The organism is Parabacteroides timonensis (genome assembly GCF_900128505.1).
Classification (GTDB): Bacteria; Bacteroidota; Bacteroidia; order Bacteroidales; family Tannerellaceae; genus Parabacteroides; species Parabacteroides timonensis.
Genome location: NZ_LT669940.1, coordinates 903418 through 925543, shown reverse-complemented (window position 1 = coordinate 925543; position 22126 = coordinate 903418). Strand labels below are relative to the sequence as shown.

Here is a 22126-nt window from a genome sequence, read left to right as displayed (position 1 = left end):
AAAAAAGTCCGAAACATTTATGGAATTCCCCTTTATCGCGGCATCTATCAGGTAAAAGCAATTCATTAATCATTAAACAGGATCAGTCATGAAAACGAAAACAACAATCATCAGCTTACTTACGGCAGCTATCCTGGCTGGCGGTCTGTTTCTTCTTGTAAAAAAGCAGATACCGGAAACCAAAGAGGTAGTAAACATAGACAACACAGCTGTCGCAATCTGTCCGGCCAAACAACCTGTCGAAGAAAAACCGTTAATCTGTACGCCTCCTCCGGTTCCGCATCCGGCTCAGGCTGAGATACAAACACAGAAAACAGCGAAGGCACAGGCAGAGGTTCTCTCTATCGTTGAAGACGCAGCTCCTATCATTGCAGAAGAAGAAGTCGTTTGTTGCGAAGCTTTGGTGACCACATCTTCATCCTATAATTACGATCAGGGGACAAACAGGAACGAATATAACCAATTGGCAGAAAACAAATTCAGGAAAGTCAATAACGAACCGCTTTCTACTTTCTCGATCGATGTCGATGCCGCTTCTTACGGGACGATCCGGCGTTATATCAATGAAGGGCAAAATCCTCCGGCCGATGCTGTCCGCGTAGAAGAATTAATTAATTATTTCTCCTACAATTACGAGAAACCAGGAGGAAAAGATCCTGTAAATATCACCACCGAAGTAGGACCATGTCCCTGGAATAAAGAAAATCGTCTGGTGCGTATCGGGTTAAAAGCGAAAGAGATTCCTTCTGAAAATCTACCGGCTTCCAATCTGGTTTTCCTTGTAGACGTATCAGGTTCTATGTATGGGCCGGACCGTCTGGGATTGGTTAAGTCATCCCTGAAACTCCTGATCAATAATCTGCGGGAAGAAGATCGCGTAGCCATCGTGGTATATGCCGGAGAAGCAGGTGTGGTACTTCCATCCACCTCCGGAAGTAATAAGCAAAAAATACGTGAAGCACTCGACGAACTGACGGCAGGAGGTTCGACTGCCGGTGGTGCCGGTATCCAACTTGCCTACGATATTGCACGGAAGAATTATATCCGGGAAGGGAACAACCGCGTGATACTCTGTACCGATGGCGATTTCAATGTGGGAGTATCATCTTCCGAAGGATTGGAACGATTAGTCGAAAAAGAACGTAAAAGCGGTGTATTCCTAACCGTTCTGGGTTATGGAATGGGGAATTATAAAGACAGTAAGATGCAGGTACTTGCCGAAAAGGGAAACGGTAACCATGCTTATATCGACAATATTCAGGAAGCAAACAAAACGCTCGTCCATGAGTTTGGTAGTACAATGTATGCCGTAGCCAAAGACGTGAAGTTACAGATCGCTTTCAATCCCGATCAGGTACAGGAATATCGTCTGGTCGGTTACGAAAGTCGCTTATTGAATAACAGGGATTTCAACGACGACACCAAAGATGCCGGTGAAATGGGTGCCGGACATACGGTAACGGCTTTTTATGAAATAAAGCCGAACAATGCTCCCCGCACCATGCAGTTTGCAGAACCGGAGTTACTGGCTATACGCCTGCGCTACAAAGCTCCTGACAGCGACGTCAGCCAATTGATCGAGACTAAATTGAAAGCAAGCGGCAACAACAAGCTTTCCCCCGATTTCTATTTTGCATCAGCAGTCGCCATGTTCGGCCAGCTACTGCGTAACTCCGAATACAAAGGAACAGGCTCATATAATCAGGTGATCTCTCTGGCACAAAGCGGACTAGTAAATGATCGCCAAGGTTACAAACGGGAATTTATCCGGTTGGTAGAAACAATGAACGGACTGACTACTGCAACGAGTACTATCATTCCTGTTTGTATTACTCTCCCCACTACATACTACGATTAAAGTCATTGGATACTAAACCTTAAGTCTGGACTTACTCAGCAACCAACCACCATGGTTAAGCTTTGCGACAGTCGTCGCAAAGCTTAACGACCACGCTCATCAAGCTTAACGACCTTGCTCGTTAAGCGAATAGATAGTTAGCTTTGACATAAATAGTGCATAACTACGACCTAATAATCAAGAACCTATACCATACAAGTAGGTTGAAAAAACAAAGGTGAACGGTTTAGCCCAACCATTCACCTTTTAAGGAAACCGTTCACCCACAATCAGAACCAATAAACAACTATCTATCAACATATTAAAACACATAAGGTGAACGGTGAACGGTTTTCTCTTCCTTTTTACCATGTAGGACAAACAAAGATAGTATTACCCTCTAAACAAAAAAACAAATAGATTAACAGCTAAGATATACAAAGACTGCTTGCAACATTCCGCAATTGCCAGTATCTTTGTGAATTATTTATGATAATAAAATGAGAAGACGCTCAGGTTACAAAGACACAAATCAAAAAAAAGCCCCTCGCGGACGCAAAGTTGCGGTGAAGGAAGAGAATACACTGCTTCCTTTCCTGTTCCAATTGTTGAGCGAACAGAGCAAAAGTTCCGTCAAGGCCTTACTTGCCCACGGACAAATCTTGATAAACGGGAAAGTCACTTCCCAGTTCAACGCTCCTTTAGTGCCGGGAGACGAAGTCGAGATCAGTTACGAACGAGGGAAGGTGGAGTTCAGCAATCCTCTATTACACATCGTGTGGGAAGATGACGACCTGATCGTTGTCAACAAGAAAGAAGGACTTATGTCCGTCTCGAGCGACCGGGTAAAAGAGCGGACCGCCTATCACCTGTTGAGCGACTATGTAAAAAAGACAGACCCGAAAAACAAAATATTTGTTTTGCACCGGTTGGACCGCGATACTTCCGGGCTGATGATGTTTGCCAAGAATCAACGCGTACAAAAAGCGCTTCAATCGAACTGGAACTCGGCTATCACCGCTCGTAGTTATGTCGCTGTCGTAGAAGGACGTCCGGAAAAAGATACCGACCTGATTGTCTCAAACCTGACTGAAAATGCAAAAATGCAAGTATACGTAACAGCTGTAGGCGACGGAAAAGAGGCTATCACCCGCTATCACCAGCTACACAGCAACGGTCATTATTCTTTACTGGAACTTGACCTGGAGACAGGCCGCAAAAACCAGATACGTGTCCAGATGGAGTCTATCGGACACCCTATTGCCGGCGATAATAAGTACGGCGCCGAAACTGATCCTGCCGGACGGCTGATGCTTCATGCCCGACGACTCTTCTTTATCCATCCGACAACGGGTGAAGAGATGCGTTTTGAAACGCGTATCCCTACTACATTCACATCATTAGCTAAATAAATAACTAAGACAGAAATAAATATCGTATGAAGAAACTCTTTAGTGTTTTTTTGCTGGTGTTCGTAACACTGGCTGTGCAGGCACAGATACACCAGCCTGTAAAGTGGAAAATAAAACTGGAAGACTCCAAAACTGCCGAAAAAGAAGTTGTGTTTACCGCAACCTCCGAGAAAGGATGGCACCTGTACGACATGAACCTGCCTGAAGGCGGACCCGTATCAACATCTTTTACATTTGAGACTCTGAAAGGAGCTGAATTGATCGGACAACCGGTTTCCTCCGTCAAACCGACGGTAGTATACGACGAATTGTTCGCCATGGACCTTCGCTGGTATCCGGGAACCGTATCGTTCACTCAAAAGGTAAAGATAACCGATCCGAAGAAATTCAAGATAGAAGGTGAAGTTGAATTTATGGCCTGTAACGACGAGACATGCCTGCCTCCCGACCGGGTAAGCTTCGCTTTCGATGCAAAAAACACAAAACTGACATTACCGGCCGATGCACCTGTCGTAGACAAAGACGATGTAACCGCCGAACAACCGGATACCAACCAGGTTCTTGAAGAAGCAGTAACTCTTACAACTCCTGACCCGGCAGCAAAAACTGAAAAAGTAATCACCAGCCCGGCTAAAATAGCTAACGCACTGACTGACGACGCAGCTCTCTGGGCTCCCGTTGTCGATGACTTGAAAGCTTTTGGCGACACTACGGTTACAGCAACCGATACCTCCTGGTTATTCATCTTCTTTGCCGGATTCCTCGGAGGATTGATCGCCTTGCTTACTCCTTGTGTATGGCCTATGATCCCAATGACAGTCAGCTTCTTCCTGAAACGGACCAAGGATCGTAAAAAAGCAATACGCGACGCGTTAACTTATGGGCTTTCCATTATCGTTATATACCTGGTCATGGGATTACTGATTACCGGTATTTTCGGTGCCAGTGCCTTGAATGACTTATCTACCAACGCAATCTTCAATATCATATTCTTCCTGCTGCTGGTGGTATTTGCCATATCGTTCTTCGGAGCATTTGAAATGGTATTGCCGGCTTCATGGACAACCAAGCTGGATAGTAAAGCAGATTCAACCACTGGTATATTGAGTATCTTCTTTATGTCGTTTACGTTGGTATTGGTATCCTTCTCATGTACCGGTCCGATTATCGGAACATTATTGGTACAAGCAGCTTCGATGGGTACAGCAGTTGGCCCGGCTATCGGAATGTTCGGGTTTGCACTGGCTTTATCGATTCCGTTCAGCTTGTTCGCAATCTTCCCGAATATGCTGCAAAGTATGCCGAAATCAGGGGGATGGCTGAACTCCGTAAAGGTAGTTTTAGGCTTCCTCGAACTGGCGTTGGCATTGAAGTTCCTTTCTGTTGCCGACCTGGCATACGGATGGCGCTTACTTGACCGTGAAGTATTTATCGTATTGTGGATTGTTATTTTTGTATTGCTCGGCCTTTACCTGCTTGGCAAGATCAAATTCAGTCACGACAGCGATGTAAAATATGTATCTGTCCCCCGCCTGTTTATGGCAATTATCTCGTTTGCATTCGCCATGTATATGGTTCCGGGACTTTGGGGGGCACCTCTGAAATCGATCAGTGCCTTCGCTCCTCCTTTGTATACGCAGGATTTCAACTTGTATGATGACGAAGTACATGCCGCTTTCGATGACTATGAAGCCGGTATGGCCTATGCCAAACGAGTGAACAAACCGGTTATGATCGATTTCTCCGGTTTCGGTTGCGTAAACTGCCGTAAGATGGAAGCATCCGTATGGACAGACCCGAAGGTAAAGCAACTATTGGAGAAAGATTATGTACTGATCACATTGATGGTAGATGATAAGACTAAATTGCCTCATCCGATTGAAATTGAAGAACATGGTAAAGTGCGCAAGTTGAAAACGATCGGCGACAAATGGAGTTATCTCCAGAGAAGCAAGTTCGGAGCAAATGCCCAGCCATTCTATATTCTTTTGAATGACGAAGGTAAGCCGCTCGGCCCGTCGTATGCATTCAACGAAGATGTATCAAAATACATCCAGTTCCTGCAAAACGGACTGACACAATTCAAGAAAGAAGAAAAGTAATTAAATAATAAATTCAACACGCCAATATGCCAATTGAAATACCCTCCGGATAATAGGAGGAGTTTCATTGGCATATTGTCATATTATAAAACCAGTACATTATTATAGATAATATGGCAACAAGACAAGAAAAAATGGAAGCCTTCGGGCAACTGCTAGACATCCTGGACGAGCTCCGGGTAAAATGCCCCTGGGATAAAAAGCAAACAAACGAAAGCCTTCGCACGAACACCATCGAAGAGACTTACGAATTATGTGAGGCAATCATGCAAAATGACAACAACAACATCAAGAAAGAATTAGGGGACTTGCTTCTGCATGTCGTCTTTTACGCTAAAATCGGTGAAGAAAAAGAAGCCTTCGATATTAAAGATGTATGCGACAGCCTCTGCCAGAAACTGATTTACCGTCATCCGCATGTATTCGGCGATGCATCTGCCGATACGGCTAAAAAGGTAGAACAGAGTTGGGAACAACTAAAACTAAAAGAAAAAGGAGGTAATAAAACGGTTTTAGAAGGTGTACCCGCTTCTCTCCCTTCTGTCGTTAAAGCACACCGTATCCAAGATAAAGCACGTAACGTAGGTTTCGACTGGGAACAGCGCGACCAGGTATGGGATAAAGTACATGAAGAGTTTACCGAGCTAAAAGAGGAAATCGACAAGATGGATGCAGATAAAATGGAAGGTGAATTCGGTGATCTGTTTTTCAGCCTTATCAATGCTGCCCGCCTGTATAAAATCAATCCGGACAATGCATTGGAACGCACGAACCAAAAGTTCATCCGCCGTTTTAATTACCTGGAAGATCATACCATCAAAGAAGGACGCTCACTAAAAGATATGCCGTTGGAAGAAATGGATAAGATCTGGAACGAAGCCAAATCGAAAGGGTTATAAAAAAACAAAAGGGGAACCGACATCACGTCGCCACCCCTCCCTTAACTTAAACGCCAAAACTAAATCTAAACAAAAAACACAAATAATGATAATATTTTATTTTTTCTTGTTTTCATCTTTCTTATCATCCGGCCCTTTCATAAAACTACGTGCAAACTTATATTCGGCACGCCTGTACTTATAGAGCTTTTCGGGCGATAATATCTTTTTGAATTTCTCGTAATATTCTTTTTCTAAAGCTGCCTCCTTCATCTTTACTCCGAGACATTCATCATTTACTTTTGAATAATCGGATTCTGTTGGAGACTTCTTATGCTTTATTTCTTTTGAAAGCTTCCGGCATTCGCGACCAACCTCAAACATCTTCTGTTGCAACTCATTACACAATGGAATAAAAGCAGCTGCCTCTTCCGGAGTTAACCCCACTTCTGCTGTAATGAATGCATTTCTCTTTGCCTGAAAGGCCTCTCTGTCAAAATGTCGATGTTGTTTATCTCCCTGCGCCAACACTTTCGAAGAGAATAAAACTGAAATCGCCACAAATGTAATAAAAAATATTTTATTCATACAAGTATTATTACAAAAATATGCTAATAACTTCTTTTTTTCATCAAATTATTCATAATTGCCCAATTCTTCTGCTAAAAGATAATCTGTGTACTGTGCCTCCAGATACTCCAGATATTCTTCATTCTCAGCATCCTGTATAGCAGATATCGTAGCAGAAGTATCATTAGACTGAACTAATAATGTATCCGTCTTACTCTGATCACCATCGATACCGACAATAGCTTTAAAGAACAGTCCCAGTCCGGCAAATACAGCTGCCATATACAACCATGGACGCATACGATCCATCATAGAGATCTTCTTCACCTCTACTTGCGGTTTCTCAGGTAACCGGCTCATTATATTAGCCGTCAAATCCTCCATATACCCATCAGGCACGGTAAAAGGATTCTTCCCTTTAAAACGATCCAGATTATTTTGTTCTTTTTCCATACTCCTACGTTTTAATATTCCTTTGACGAGCGTTCACCCAAAAGGTTTAAATGTCTTTTGTTAAAAACTCCTCTACTTTTTTTACGGCATGATGATAAGAGGCTTTCAAGGCTCCTACGGAAGTTCCTAACATCTCCGACATATCCTCATATTTCATCTCGTCAAAATATTTCATGGTAAACACTAAACGTTGCTTCTCGGGCAAAGTCAGGATAGCATTCTGTAATTTCAACTGTGCTTCATCACCGTCAAAATACTCATCCCCTTTCAGACGTTCAAGCAGGAAAACATCAGTGTCATCGATCGACACGTTATTCATATTCCGCTGCCGGTTCAAAAAAGTGATACACTCGTTGATGGCAATTTTATACAGCCAGGTAGATAACTTCGCTTCACCCCGGAAATAGTCGATATTCGTCCAGGCTTTCAGAAAAGTATTCTGCAAAAGATCGTTTGCATCGTCATGGCTCAATACCATCTTTCGTATCTGCCAATACAACTTTTCCCCGTAAAGGCTCACGACACAGGCAAAAGCATCCCTTTGCCGGGCCGGATCCCGCAGTTGTTCTACTATTTCATCTTCCGTATATTGCTGCATCCTCTCCATTTTGGCTCAAATATAGTAAAAAAACGGATATAAAAAAAGCGGGCAACTTTACAGTTGTCCGCTTTCGGAAGTGCCCAGAACAGGACTCGAACCTGCACGCCTCGCGACACACGCACCTGAAACGTGCGCGTCTACCAATTCCGCCACCTGGGCATTTCATTACTTTCAGGTAAGCAATCTCTCGTGATTGCGGTGCAAAGGTAGCGTTTTTTTTTATAAAACAAAATATCCTGTAATTATTTTTCGAGAATATTTAATCAGGTATTCTTTCAGGCGAAAGGCCTCCCGAAAAAATATCCTTCCAACGCCTGTCAGGACATTGAAAGGATACTATTTCCATATTCATTCTCTTTTATTCATTACTCTCCCAAACAACATCGACCAGACTGGCTACACGTGTGCCCGTTTCATCCGTAATCTCCGTACCCAGATTAAGAGACAATGGCCAGTAGGCATTCAGCCCTTCTTCCGTCCCGGAGAAATTACAGTTTACATCTGTTACCACTTCTTCCGCAGTTCTTACATCTTTCCACAGACTCAGATCCTGGATATATCCTCTCATATAACGATTGGAATAAGAAGGTGCCGTGCCGGCCTGTAAATCGGCTACTAAATTAACAACCAATGTTCCGCAGGAAGAACTTCCAACTTTCTGTCCGTCCAGATATAATACAAGCCCTTTACCTTTTTCATAGCTTGCTGCAATATGATACCAACGATTCAATTCCAATGCCGGCGTCTGGCAACCTGCCCAACCTCCGTCATTGATATAGAACTGTACGACATTTCCACTACTTCTAAGCATCCATCCGGAATTTCCGTTTTCACAGGAAATCACATTCTGATCGCCTCCCGCAAACTCATTATATTTCACCCGGCATTCTATGGTAAAAGATTCTTCAAATCCCCACTCACCCACAGTTCCCAGCTTCATTTTGGATCCTATGCCAAAAAGTGGAGTTCCGGATTTAACGACATTAGCATAAAAAGCATCAATTGCATCATTCAATATGGCTAACGCATTCGTATATGCTTCATCCGACGGAGAGTTCTGAAGAATAAAATACGCCCAGTCTATCCGTGTCTGCAAAATAGATTTCGAACCAGGAGCGATACAACCCTCTTCATTTGCTTCCACAGATTCGGCAATCGAAGTTTCCGCTTTCTGGATACATTCTACTAAATTATTCCTGGCGGAAGAATTGTCATCGTCTGTGCATGACTGGCAAATCCACATAAGGCTTGCCAACATTATTATTGTTATAAAGTTTGTTCTCATATAATTTCATTTTAATAACCTTCATTCTGACCAAGGGTAGTCCAATCCGGCATACCATCAAACTGCGTTTGCGGTATCGGACATACTTTATGGTATTCTTTTATGTTAGCCGCAGCATCCGGATTATAAAGCTTAACATGCTCGACCAGTTTGCCCAGACGTTTAAGATCAAGTCTGCGCTGAAATTCCCCGGCCAATTCACGTCCGCGTTCATCCAAAATAAATTCAGGAGTCATATCTTTTTCCGTAACTGTCATCTCTTTCTCATATCCGCTTTTTATAGCACGTTGCCGAATAGTCATTATATCTTGAACGGCTCCTTTCAAATCCTGCTTATTGGTACTTCTGATTTTTGCTTCAGCCCGGATCAGATACATTTCAGCAAGACGTAATACCGGATAGTTCCGATCGGAATTGGTAGACATATCACCCGGACGGGTATTGTCATCAAATTTTGTCATTCCTATAAATGTCTTTCGATCAGTCGGTACACCTTTTGAATCATACAGATCATTTACGTCAAACGCGGTATAACAAGAAGCCATTCTAGCTTTTTCTTCAGTAGAGATAGGATCGATACTCAGATATAAAGCCGTATCCGCATATAACTCCTGCATATTCGGGAAACCCGATGTATCATCAGACGGATCATTATAATACCATACCCACTGATGCAAATCAGACCAACGCAAATCAGCATCGTGATTAAACAAAGATATATAATATAAGGAAGGAACTGCACCGCAACCACCATAGCCGGTCCATCCACATTCTGTTTTTACACCGGCAAAACGGTCTATAAACATTGCAAAATGTTGCCAATAGTAACTACTCTGTTTAAAAGACTCATCTTCTACAAACTCCGTAGTCCAGATAAATTCTTTATTCCGCTTACTGTCGTTCCACAAATCTTTCAGTGAAGTGGAAAGTTCCAAGCCATAAGAACCGTCAATAACCTGAGAAGCCATATCCATCGCTTCGTCAAACTGTTCATTATATAAGTACATTCTGGCTAGAAAAGCTTTTGCCGAAGGCATATCTATACGACCAAACTCCGAAGTTCTTTTATCCGGCAACATAGTTATAGCTTCTTCCAACCCTCCGATAATCTCTTTGTAAAAATCAGCACGAGTAGAGCGACGGGCCTCCATACCTTCAACCTCATCCGTTGTACGAGGCAAATAGGTATCTCCCCACATTTCGGTAATGATCCAAAGAAAGAGAGAACGCATCACTTTCATCTCCGCCTTGTATTGATCTTTTTCTTCTTCTTTGGCAAAAGGCGTATCATCGATGGTTTCAAAAAACGTATTGATATTTGCCAAAGCCTTGTAGCAGTGGTTCCACAGCCAACTTACATTTCCGTTAGAGGCATCCAATCCATAATAATCGCATACTCCCATGTCTGTAAAATTACCACCTCTCAGGAATAAATCGGCTCCATGTTCCGTAAAAGCGGGCCATTCTCCCCCACCTCCATAAAGGTTATTTACTTTTGTATACGACTGGTATACGAGTGCTTTAATACCATTTTCTTCTCCAAAAATGGCAGTCGTCGAACCATACGATTCCTCTTTCAAAAAATCCGAGCACCCCGATACGGATATACCAAGAGCTATCATGCCCGTTATAATTATCTTTTTCATATTTTTTCCGATTATAATTAGAACTGAAGATTCACACCGAAGATGTAAAATGTTTCCCACCATGAAATACCGCCTGAATTCTGAAACTTACTAAACCGGACAGGATCGTTTGCGGTTACATAAAGACGAACTTTTTTAACTACTTTATTCGTCAGTGTCTGAGGTAACGTATAACCTATAGTTACATTCCTGAGATTCACGTAATTATTCTTATGATATCCCGTGGAACTCAAATACTTAATACTTTGACCGGCCACAGGACGAGGATGACGGTTTGAAGGGTTCTCCGGTGTCCAGTAGTCAATCTTTACAGTATTCCAGCGTCCCATTTCAGAAGCCCAGAAATTCGTACTGTAATCATCGCTACCCATAGCACCGAACTCACCATAACAATCAACGGAGAAATCCAGGTCTTTCCAGCGTCCGCTGATCTGCAGGCCACCTACCCAGTCAGGTCTGTTGGTTCCAATGATCGTACGATCGTTACCATCTATCTTTCCATTACCATCCAGGTCAGCCACTTTCACTTCGCCAGGCTTCTGTCCGTAGAGAGAGGCCAGGTCTGCCTCGTCTGTTTGCCAGATACCGACTTGTTTATAATCATAGATCACACCGCTAACAGGATAGCCAACGAACAGTCCGTTATTAATATCTTCTTTCATTTTTGGATCCTGCAAACGCACCAACTCTTCTTTATTCCTATAGTAAGAAAGAGTCACACCCAGATCCAGATCTTTTTTCTTTATTATTGTTCCGGACAGAGAAGCTTCTATACCTCTGTTACGCGTATCTCCCACATTATCCCAGGCGCGATTAAACCCGGTAGTATACGGAAGTGTTTTCAAATAAAGCAAATCGTAACTTTTGGAATCGTACCAGTCGACAGAACCGTAAATAAGACCGTCGAGGAATCCGAAGTCCAACCCGATATCGAGCATTTTATTCTTTTCCCATTCCAGGTTCGGTGTCGGTCGGGTATCCGGCTCCAAACCCGGATAATGAATTTCTCCAGACTCTGTTTTAAAGTTTGCATAAGTTCCATACAAATTACCGGTAGTTGCATATGCGGCAATAGCATAATTACCTGTCAAACCATAACTTGCTCTTAGCTTCAGGTTGGTAATCCAACCTAACGATTTTATGAATTCTTCTTCTGAAGCACGCCAGGCAATCGCTCCTGAGGGAAATGTTGCCCATTTATGCCCCTGAGAAAGCTGGGAAGCCCCATCCTCTCTGAAAGAAGCAGTAAAGATATACCGGTCATTATAATCGTATTGTACACGTCCGATGTAAGAAACCATTTGTGAACGGGTAAAGCTGGAAGAAAGAGTTTTAGAATCTACCAGTCTTCCCATATTATACCACAGATAAGCCGGTGATTCCTGTTCTTTGCCCGACATACCGGTATTTACCAGCTGACGGTTCTGCATTTCAAATACACCCGACAGGTTAAAGGTATGTTTCTTGAAGCTCAGCTTATAATTCAATACATTATTCCACACCCAGTCCGCCTGACGGTTATTATGCATACCTGCTACATTACGGTCATCCTGATAAGACACACTTCTGTTGTCATAGTAATATCCTCTGGATGAAAAAGAAGGACTATAAGCAAAGTTTGTATTATAAGTCAGATTCTTTGCCAGGTTAACTTCTGCAAAAAGGCGAAGAAATATCTTCCATTCTTCCGTCTTGTCTTTATAAACCTCATCACTCTCATTCAGATAAGGGTTTTTCACAAAAGGATCACCAAACGGATACGTATTATAAGAACCGTCCCCATTCCTTACCGGAGCCAGAGGAGACATGTGTATCACTGTCTGAAAAACATCCGGTTTGTCATTTTTTATTGTATAATAAGCACGATTTGAAACTCCGACTTTCAGAAAAGGAAGTACTTGATGCGAAAGATCGGTAGTCAAATAAAAATTATCATAGTGATTGTTTTCATAGCGACTATCGTCATTCCGGTAGTTAAAAGAGACTTTATACTGTGTTTTATCGTTCCCGGAAGCAATCGTAACTACATGATTTGTCCAAAAACGCTTACGTCTAAAATATTCACCGGCCCAATCAGTATTCATAGTGCCCAGATTTGAGATCTCTGCTCCGGCAAAGGCTTTGGCATCATCCGCCTCACTGTTCCATGTCCCTGCCGCCCGGTAAGCTTCACGTTTAAAAGCGGTGTATTCATCGGCATCCATTACGTCAAAAGAGCCCCAGTTATTGACTCCGATCCCGGCAAAACCATCATAAGAGACCAACGTTTTTCCCTTTTTTGCCTGTTTGGTAGTGACCAATATAACTCCATTCGCTCCTTTGGCCCCATATATGGCGGTGGATGACGCATCTTTCAACACATCTATCGATTCAATATCACCCGGATTGATGGAAGATAATGTTTCATTATAAGGAATTCCATCTAATACGATAAGAGGATCGTTACTGGCATTTCTAGAGCGTGTTCCGCGAATACGTATAGAACTACCATCCATTCTTATACCCGGAACTCCGACCAGGCTGGTAGTAATATCATTAGCAGGGATTCTGCTGATCTTTTCAGCGCTTATGGAAGCGACAGAACCTGTTATATCTTTACGCTTCATCGATGTATAGCCCGTTACGACCACATCTTCAAGCCCGATAACATCCTCTGTCATTACAACATCTATCTGAGAACGATTTCCGACTGTCACCTCCTGAGATAACATTCCCAAGAATGAAAAAATTAGTACATCTTTAGAGGTAACATTTGTAAGAGAATAAGAACCATCCATATCCGTCACCGTACCAACAGAGGTTCCTTTTACCATAACGTTGACTCCTAACAGAGGCTCCCCGTTAACATCTTTTACTTTACCGGCAATATTATTATCCGTTTTTAACTGGGGGGGGGGGCGTTAACACTTCTTTAGACCCTAAATAGCCCGGAAAGACTAAAAATGACAAAATAAGGATCATTGGAATTTTCATCCTTCGACTCAAGCCCCGAACGAAAAGTTTAGACATTTGATTAACTTGTTTCATACTATTATTATTAGTTAGTAATTTAGTATTTATGATACTATACCATAATTATCTCATTAATTTTACTCTGTAATTCTTACTTAACTCTACAACAAAGTAATAGATTATATTTTACAGAATTATAATAAAATTATCCGATATACTTGCACTATCTTACTACTCCAAAATACAACCTAACCACCTTGTTATCAAGAATAAAACAACACAAATCTTCTATCACAAAGAAGATAGCACATCTTTATGATAGAAAATTTAAACATAAATATCTTGTGAAATACAAATTATAATTCAGACAAAACAAAGAATGTCTTACTCATCAGCTTTCACTCCCCACGAATAATTAGGCTCCGAGGACATTTCGAGAACCAGAGAACCGCCTTTTAATAGTTCAGATGCCGGGAAGCGGAAAGACTGTAAGGGCTTGCCATTCAATACGGCACTTTGTACATATTTATTGTTTCGGGACGCGCCACGAGCCTCGATCGTAAAGGTCTTACCTCTGCCAAAACGTTCTCCCAAATCAATCACAACCTTTTCGTACAAAGGGCTTGCTATTTCGTACACAGGCTCTGTACTACAACCTCCGTCCGTTTGGAAAAGTCCCAAAGAGGCCATAATCAGCCAGGCACTCATCTGCCCCTGATCCTCATCCCCCAGATAGGCATTAGCCATACCCGTTCCATAATAACGTTCTACGATAGAACGACTCCAACGCTGGGTAAGCCACGGTTTACCGACCCAATTGAACAGGAATGCAAAATGCATGGATTGCTGATTACCCTGAACCACTGGATAATCCCAATACTGGTCGTTCGGCGCATTATACCGCCAGGGCTCACTGGCATCAAATCCCCATTGCAGACGTTCCACAAAGCGATCTTTCCCTATGACTTCCGCTAGTGCGGGGACATCCTGAGGAACAAAATAAGTCAGCTGCCATGCATTCCCTTCTACATAATGATGGTTAGCTCCCGAATGGAACGGATCGAAATCTTTCGCCCAACTACCATCGCTACTACGCATCTGGGCATATCCCGTTTCCGGATTAATGGCATTTCGCCACCATGAACCCCGTTCTGTAAAATAGTTATAGTCATCTTCCTTATTCAATGCTTTTGCAAACTGAGCGACAGTCCAGTCATCATATGAATATTCAAGTGTATTAGAGAAACGTCCCTGGTCGGTCGGCACATATCGATGTTTCAGATAAGGAACCAGATCACGGTTTCCGGCATAACCTCCACAAACCTTCTGGCTGGGTGTTGTCTGCATCTTCTTCACCGCTTCAAAAGCTTTCTCTCCGTCAAAACCACGGATACCCATTTGCCAGGCACTGACAATCAGTGGTATTTCATGCTCCGCCACCATAACGGGAATATACTCCATACCGGCAGGACCTTTTGCCAACCATCCGTTTGCATCATACATTCCTAACTGAGACTTTACCCAGCGGTTACTCCACTCCGGAGTTACCAGGTTCCAGAACTGATTCAGATTCCAAAACGTATTCCAGAAAGCATCACACCCCAAAGCCACATCATCCGGATCCGTAAAACGACGTACCTTTTCATCGGCGGATACCCATTCCCCGTTTACATCACTCCATATATTACGGCTACACAACGCCCTATACATATTCGTATAAAAACGAACTTTCTCCAACCGGTTATTCGTCGTGATCTGTAGCCGGTTAAACACATCGTTCCATACATTCTGCTGATTAGTACGTACCGCATCGAACTTCCAGCCGAAAGGAGTACTGATCTCCTTTTCCAAATTATCTGCCGCATTAGCTATGCTTACCAGAGACAAGCCGGAACGTGCCTGTACAACCGGCGACTTCCCGGCATCAAACTGTAGCCAAACTCCGGCATCTTTTATATCACGGGCCGTCAGACGATCTGTCAGCTGTTGCTTTTCATTTATCCAACCTCCCATAGACAAGATCGGTTGGTCAAATTCGATTACGAAATGGATCGTATATTCCTGGTCTGCATCAGAACTCCATACATTTTTAGATAACTGATGGCTAAATCCTTCGATACGCGTATCGCTCACTTTCTTAATCTCGATATCTTTCAATTGATAATCATATTCTGCTGGTATATGCAAATCGACCAGGACACGGGCACTGTCTTTATCCGACGGGAAAGTATAGCGTTGGAAACCACAATGAGTGGTTGCGGTCAGTTCCGCACGGATACCATAATCTGTAAGATCGACTTTATAATATCCCAACGGTGCCTCTTCACTTAATTTATTGATCCGCGAGCGATAGCCGGAATCCGGATCAGACTCGTCACCGATAACAGTCTGCAAAGGACCGTTTGTCGGCATCATCCCCAAACCACCCATTGTCCATTCATGGATATGACTGAAGCAGCCTACGCTTTCAAAGGTCGGCTGATAACCGGCCTGCCATCCTGCATTCTGATTATCGGGACTCAGCTTTACCATTCCGAAAGGCATCCAAGGTCCAGGGGCTATCATCCAGCGGGAATGAGCCGTTCCAATCCTTGTATCGACATATTCCGCCAGAGACTGAAGCGGTTGATGCTGACGCTGCACCTCTCCTTTTTGAATCACTTTACCATCTGCACGAACCTCAAAAGTGCTTGTCACACCCTCCGTAACGGAAGGCATTGGAGCTTCAAGGCAATAACGGGCTGTATCCAGACGGGTAGACAGGATCTCTTTTCCATCAAGCCTGACAGAAAGAAGCGGCTGCCCTTCAAGATGTTCCACATCGACAAGCAGCGGTTGCACTTTTTTTCCTTCTACTTCTATTTCATAATTTGCAGCCTCTACGGAACGGACAAAGACTTTCTCCGGAGCGATCGCCCGGACACTTCCCGGACCTTCCAATCCTACATGATCGAATACAAGCCATGATCCTTCCAAGACGGATAGCGTAATACAGTTTCCTCCTTTCCGCAAAGATTCTCTTTTTACAGGAATAATCAAGTGGACAGGTTTGGCCTGGCTCATGTCACCGGTAATAGAGGCATCGCTCCCACCCGGAGCCAGTTGTATCTTCTCTTCCTGACAATTGTTGATCATTACTTTTAATAGAGGAGGAATATGCGGCGAGTTGTCGGCCAGATCTATTATCAGATTCCACTCTCCTTCCACCGGAAGTTTATCCAACTCAAAGAGAATATTAGTATCATGCGTCCGCAGACCGGAAGTAGCCCAGGTACCTCCCCATTGGTCGGCAGGTCCCGGCAATACATAAGGGAATGACTCTTTGGCATCACTTTTTCCAACCAGATAATACCGGTCTTCAAAGCCAAAGTCATTGGCAAGAAATTCTTTATAGCGGTCAGGCCCCAAAGCCAGATCAACAGCCGAACTGTCAGCCACACCTATATTCCACACCAGTTGTCGTTCAGGCGTTGAACATGAAGTAATTGCCAAAATGCAAAGACAACTAAACGATAGTATTCTTTTTCTCATAATTGCAAAGATTATTTTCTTGACAAAAGAAGCAATCTTCAGCAATTCCGGCAAGTCATATTATTCCGATTGAGTTGTACAATATTCCGATTCTGCCCCCTGATACGCAAAAAGCCCCGCCGGATAACCAGCGGGGCTTTGTTGTATGTAACCTGTCAACCTAACGGTTTACCAGGAGTTTCCTATTTATTTAACGATAGCTTTAACAGCACTTTCACCATCAACAGCTACAACCACGATACCTGCAGGAGCAGTGATAGTTGCATTGTCAGAAGTGATATTCTGAACTGTTACAGTCTGACCAAGGATGTTGCTTACAGTAACTGTCTTACCAGTTGCATTCAGGATAGTGATCGTACCTTCACCTGCAATTACACTAACACCTGATGTAGAAACACCTTCGTTAGATGTTGCATAATCGCTAGTATCTTCTAAGTTGAAGATCTGAGCCTGGTTGATCAGTTCCTGCATCTTCTTGTCGTCATCTTCGTGGTTACCGTTATCTACAGTGTATTCAGCCAATACAGGTACACCATTGTGGATTTTCACCCATGCACCCTTGAACGAAGCAATATGAGATACTTCATCCAGGTTAGATTCCAGTAAGAAGTCCTTATGATCGTCGTCTGTGAAACGCAGAGAGAATGCATAGTTCTTATGTAAGCCGTCTACCGGTTTCTTTTCGAAGATAGCTTCGTTGTACAGGTCGCGAGGATCAAGAACGCCGTCCTTATTCTTCAGGTCTGCCAACTTTCTACCATCCTTCAAGATATACAGATATTCGCCATCTGCATCTACCTGGTGAACACCTTCTACGAAACCAAGGCGAGTGTAAGACTGCCATTTGTAAACGTCAGGATTATTCAACATGTTAGTGCTACCCTTCACTGAGTCAGTCAGGTTGATCAGGAAGCTACCGGCCAGGTAACCGTTGTAATCCATCTCATGTTCGCAGTTCGGGTTGTAACCGTGAGTATTACACCACTTACCGTCTTTCACTGAATCCGGACGAAGAACGAACAGATACTGAGGCATACGGTCAGTTGAACTTACTACATAGTCAGCATAGATAGCAGTTTTGCTTTCTTTACCGATCGGCTGAATCTTTTCAGCTGTCATACCCAGGTAACCGAAGTCTTTTACAACTTGCGGAGCGTTGCTCTGGTTGTTAGAATCTTCGAACAGGAATTCAGAACCTGTACCTCTTGCACGGAACATATTGATATGTTTACCAACTTCACCCAGATCCATATACAATGGACGGTTGTCAGTGATAATAGCAAATGCAGTAGCTCTTTCAGTTGCAACGTTATCCAAAGGCAGGTAGCTCATTTCGCCAACACCGTCTTCGCAATGTGCCTGCATCCAACCATTGTTGATTCTCAGAACATTACCACTGTTGATATCTACCAATACATAGCAGATTTCGTCACCCTTCACCTGATCGGCTTTCAGATAGAATACACCTAACTTAGGTTGATCTGCAGCAGAAGCAGCAGCTTCAGCTTTAGTCATAGCCTTGTAATAAGGAGTCTTACCCTGCGGGCTTACCAGATATACATAGATCTTATCGTTGTCGATCAGGTTCTTGTCGCTTACTTTCAGAACATAAGCTGTTCTTGCAAGCTGCGGCAAACCGATTTCAGCACCGTAACCGAACGGTACGTCGATAGCCTTGTCACCATCAACCAGAATATTCTGAGCTTCTGTCAATTCATAAGTTGTTGCCTGACCTGGAGTCGGAGCAAAGCTCTTTTCTTCAGATACGTTCAGATACAGTTCCTGATTTGCAAACAAGTTGTAGTTCATGTAATACTTAGTATAAAGCAAATCTTCAGTCTTGAAGTGCTTGTAACCATGACGAGGACTTGTTTTAGCTTCGTTATCTTCTACTGCTGCAAATGTATATGTATCTGCATTCTGAAGTTCTTTATCTCTGAAGCTACGATAGTTTCTATTGATGAAATAAATACCCTTTTCATCTTTGTAAAGCTGACCTTCGAATACTTCGTCTGCATATTCACGGTTATAGATAGCTACTGTAGGAACAGCACCGCAACCTGTAGTCTTAACAACCCACATAGTAGCAGGCATATCATTGTAATCCTGAGCAGTTGTAGCAGCATCCAGCATCAAACGACCGATGAAGTTGTCAACTACATTCTTACCAGTTGCTACATCTGTAATGAAATACAAGCCCTGGTCTACATTTACACGAGACAGATACTTAAAGTTTCTATCTTTGAATGTAAATTTAGTTTGCAAAGAACCCGGAAGTGCGATACCACCGTTTGTTTCAGTATTCTTAGCTGTGATAACAGCTTTTCCTTCTGTAAGATAAGCAATACGAACAGCTACAGGACCATTATCAGCACTGTAAAGATTAGCTCTACCAGGAGTTGCTACTGTATTAGTATGGAACTTAGTCAAGTCATTGTAAACAGAGTTGAACGCGAAATCAGCATTCTGCCACAAGCTACTTGCATAATTCTTCGGCATAGCATTCATCGGTTCGATCAACAGACTGTCGTTAGACGGGTAATAAGTAAAACGGAACAAGCTACGAGCTTCCCAAGTAGCAGATGTATGGCTTATACCATCAGGAATAGCAACGCGTGAAGGAACATCATCCAACATTACCATCGGTAATTCCTTGCTCAGGCTTGAATAGAATTCTGTACCAACAGAAAGAACCTTACCGGCTGCATTCTTAAGATATACGAATTCTTCTGCAACCAATGCAGTAGTAGCAGCAGCAGAGCTAAGACCTAACTGCTTTCTTACAGCTCCGTCACTAGCAGCAGTTGCAACAACCGGGAAATCAACATCATTCAATTCTACTGCAGTGAAAGTATTCGTCAACAACGGGCTTTCAGTGTTAGGAGCTACAGCAGAAACGATACCGAATGTACCATCGTACTGGAAGTCAACCATTCTGTTCAGGTCGTCAGCAGTCAGGATGATACCACCAGCCAGAACCGGTTTCAACTTAACAGCATCAGTAATCGCTTCAACGTCAGTTTCAGCTTCTTCTTTAGAATATTTCGCTGCAATGATTTCGCTACTTAAGTTCTTCTGAAGAACAACTACCGAGTCACGGTTTGCAAAATAAGAATAGATAGGTTTGTAATCAAAATTTGTATTCTGAGAAATTGTAGAATACCAGGTCCAGTTAGTCAGACATCCTTCCAGGATAGAAGCATCCAGGTTAGTTGTAGAAGTAACTGTCGGTTCATTAAACAGAGTTGCATTAACATGAGCATAAACCAACTCCAGGTTTGTTTCTTTGTTTGTCATTGTATAGCTAACACCACTTACGTTATCGTTAGTTACCTTAATAGACCATAAAGAAGCATTGATAGGAGCGTCGGCCACATTAACCAACTTCAAATTCAATTCACCTGTCCGGTAATTACGAGTCTGGATCAATACTTTTCCATCTGCGTCTGTCAATTGATACAATTTATCTGCATCAAAATGATTAATACCAGCACCAATTGCTGCACTGGCTGTTGCAGTTGGGCGAAGAGTAATACCATGACCGATCTTATTTTCATCGGTATGTACATGTGTAGTACCTTGCGCGAAAGCTCCAAGACTTGTTGTCAGCAGGGCGCCGACAAGAAGAGTAGAAAACTTTTTGTTCATAATCAAATAATTTAATTAGTAATAAAATATAAAGTTCAAATAAAATCTATACTGTAATAAAATATAAAGCTCAAACAAATCTCATCAAATTGTTCTCTTGCGTGCATACCTTGCACTTAAATTGTAGGACAAAGATACATATCTTTTTTAGTTGCACTATTTTTTTATTATCTTTTTTTCCCTTTAACCACGCTTTCTTATCCGATTCTTGGTTTAAAACGTACAAATAATGCGGTTTTAAGGACATATCAAATCATTCCTCCTGACTCCTGTTATGCTCCGACTCTTTCTTACGATAATCGGATGGAGAAATACCCATCACCTTCGTAAAGGTACGCGAAAAGTAAGCCGGCTCTTCAAAACCAAGCTTTGTGGATATCTCATTCAGTTTCAGGTTAGTCAATACGATATACTGGCAGGCCTTCTGTATCTTCAGTCGGATAAAATAGTTTATCGGCGACACGCCCGTTTCCTTCTGGAAAAGCATAGAGAAATGGGATGGAGAATATTTAAAATAAGCCGCCAGCTGATCCAAAGTCAGGTTACGCTCCACATGTTCATTCATGTAATGGATCACACGGGAAGCAAAAGAGTATTCCTTATGATTAGGTAAATTAATATAACGATACTGCTCCAAATACAAAAAAGAGGTAAGGAACATATATAGGCACATCGACGAATAAACCATATATTCTTTAATATATCCCATCGAGAAGCAACTGTATATCTCTTCAAACAATTGTACACGGTCTTGCAGGCGGGAATATTCGCCCGGCAGGATTATGCCCGGCACCGGTGTAGACGGTAGAAACTCCCGGCCAAGTCTCCCCATGAAATGAACCCAGTATATCGTCCAGGGATTATGTTCGGAAGAACCAAAGGAATACGGTACATTCGGAGGTATAATGATGTATTGGTTCTGCTTCACCGGATAAGTCTTCCCATGAATGGTATACCAGCCCTCCCCTTCTATACAATAGATAAGCATAGCATAACTACATCCCTGGTCTTTCTGTACATAATGGTACTTCACCCGGGGAAAGAAACCGATCTTACGGACATATAAATTACCGATAAGCGGTTCCCGGCTATAAGCCTCCAGCAATTCGTCCGGCAAAGAGACAAAACGTTCTCCTTTAAATCCTTCTTTAATCTTTATCACTATACATTATTATATATGTAAACCGCGACAAATATAATAAAAAAACGGC

At 42.7% G+C, this 22126-nt stretch carries 13 protein-coding genes and 1 tRNA gene; 4 read left to right on the top strand and 10 right to left on the bottom strand.

Annotated features, from left to right (window positions below):
* Nucleotides 1-88 precede the first annotated feature (88 nt).
* From BQ7394_RS04300 to mazG, 4 genes are all read left to right on the top strand, one after another.
* Nucleotides 89-1858 (top strand): vWA domain-containing protein, encoded by a 1770-nt coding sequence (locus BQ7394_RS04300; protein WP_082211652.1) that lies wholly within the window; start codon nucleotides 89-91, stop codon nucleotides 1856-1858.
* A gap of 479 nt (nucleotides 1859-2337) precedes the next feature.
* On the top strand, nucleotides 2338-3249 hold the full coding sequence (locus BQ7394_RS04295; protein WP_075556235.1) for an RluA family pseudouridine synthase: 912 nt from the start codon (nucleotides 2338-2340) through the stop codon (nucleotides 3247-3249).
* A 26-nt stretch (nucleotides 3250-3275) separates the two neighbouring features.
* Nucleotides 3276-5351 carry a protein-disulfide reductase DsbD family protein gene (locus BQ7394_RS04290; RefSeq protein WP_075556234.1) on the top strand — a complete coding sequence of 692 codons (2076 nt, stop codon included), beginning with the start codon at nucleotides 3276-3278 and terminating at the stop codon, nucleotides 5349-5351.
* A 113-nt stretch (nucleotides 5352-5464) separates the two neighbouring features.
* Complete coding sequence (gene mazG / locus BQ7394_RS04285) at nucleotides 5465-6250, top strand: nucleoside triphosphate pyrophosphohydrolase (RefSeq protein WP_075556233.1); 786 nt, start codon at nucleotides 5465-5467, stop codon at nucleotides 6248-6250.
* Nucleotides 6251-6346: 96 nt separating this feature from the next.
* Here the strand turns inward: mazG and BQ7394_RS04280 are convergent, their stop codons facing one another.
* The 10 genes from BQ7394_RS04280 to BQ7394_RS04235 form a co-directional block, all read right to left on the bottom strand.
* Nucleotides 6347-6817 carry a hypothetical protein gene (locus BQ7394_RS04280; protein ID WP_075556232.1) on the bottom strand — a complete coding sequence of 157 codons (471 nt, stop codon included), beginning with the start codon at nucleotides 6815-6817 and terminating at the stop codon, nucleotides 6347-6349.
* Nucleotides 6818-6865: 48 nt separating this feature from the next.
* Nucleotides 6866-7252, bottom strand: coding sequence for a hypothetical protein (locus BQ7394_RS04275; RefSeq protein WP_075556231.1), 387 nt, complete (start codon nucleotides 7250-7252; stop codon nucleotides 6866-6868).
* A gap of 46 nt (nucleotides 7253-7298) precedes the next feature.
* A complete protein-coding gene (locus tag BQ7394_RS04270) occupies nucleotides 7299-7850 on the bottom strand; it encodes an RNA polymerase sigma factor (RefSeq protein ID WP_075556230.1) in 552 nt (183 codons plus the stop codon).
* Nucleotides 7851-7930: 80 nt separating this feature from the next.
* Nucleotides 7931-8012: transfer RNA gene (locus BQ7394_RS04265), tRNA-Leu, on the bottom strand.
* 199 nt (nucleotides 8013-8211) lie between these two features.
* Entirely contained in the window at nucleotides 8212-9138 is a 927-nt protein-coding gene (locus BQ7394_RS04260; RefSeq protein ID WP_075556229.1) for a LamG domain-containing protein, read from the bottom strand.
* 11 nt (nucleotides 9139-9149) lie between these two features.
* Nucleotides 9150-10784 (bottom strand): RagB/SusD family nutrient uptake outer membrane protein, encoded by a 1635-nt coding sequence (locus tag BQ7394_RS04255; RefSeq protein ID WP_075556228.1) that lies wholly within the window; start codon nucleotides 10782-10784, stop codon nucleotides 9150-9152.
* A gap of 17 nt (nucleotides 10785-10801) precedes the next feature.
* Nucleotides 10802-13651 carry a SusC/RagA family TonB-linked outer membrane protein gene (locus BQ7394_RS04250; RefSeq protein WP_075556227.1) on the bottom strand — a complete coding sequence of 950 codons (2850 nt, stop codon included), beginning with the start codon at nucleotides 13649-13651 and terminating at the stop codon, nucleotides 10802-10804.
* A 469-nt stretch (nucleotides 13652-14120) separates the two neighbouring features.
* Nucleotides 14121-17267, bottom strand: coding sequence for a GH92 family glycosyl hydrolase (locus BQ7394_RS04245; RefSeq protein ID WP_075556862.1), 3147 nt, complete (start codon nucleotides 17265-17267; stop codon nucleotides 14121-14123).
* Between the two features lie 186 nt (nucleotides 17268-17453).
* Nucleotides 17454-20915, bottom strand: coding sequence for a DUF6383 domain-containing protein (locus tag BQ7394_RS04240; protein ID WP_075556226.1), 3462 nt, complete (start codon nucleotides 20913-20915; stop codon nucleotides 17454-17456).
* Nucleotides 20916-21168: 253 nt separating this feature from the next.
* On the bottom strand, nucleotides 21169-22077 hold the full coding sequence (locus BQ7394_RS04235; RefSeq protein ID WP_075556225.1) for an AraC family transcriptional regulator: 909 nt from the start codon (nucleotides 22075-22077) through the stop codon (nucleotides 21169-21171).
* Nucleotides 22078-22126 lie beyond the last annotated feature (49 nt).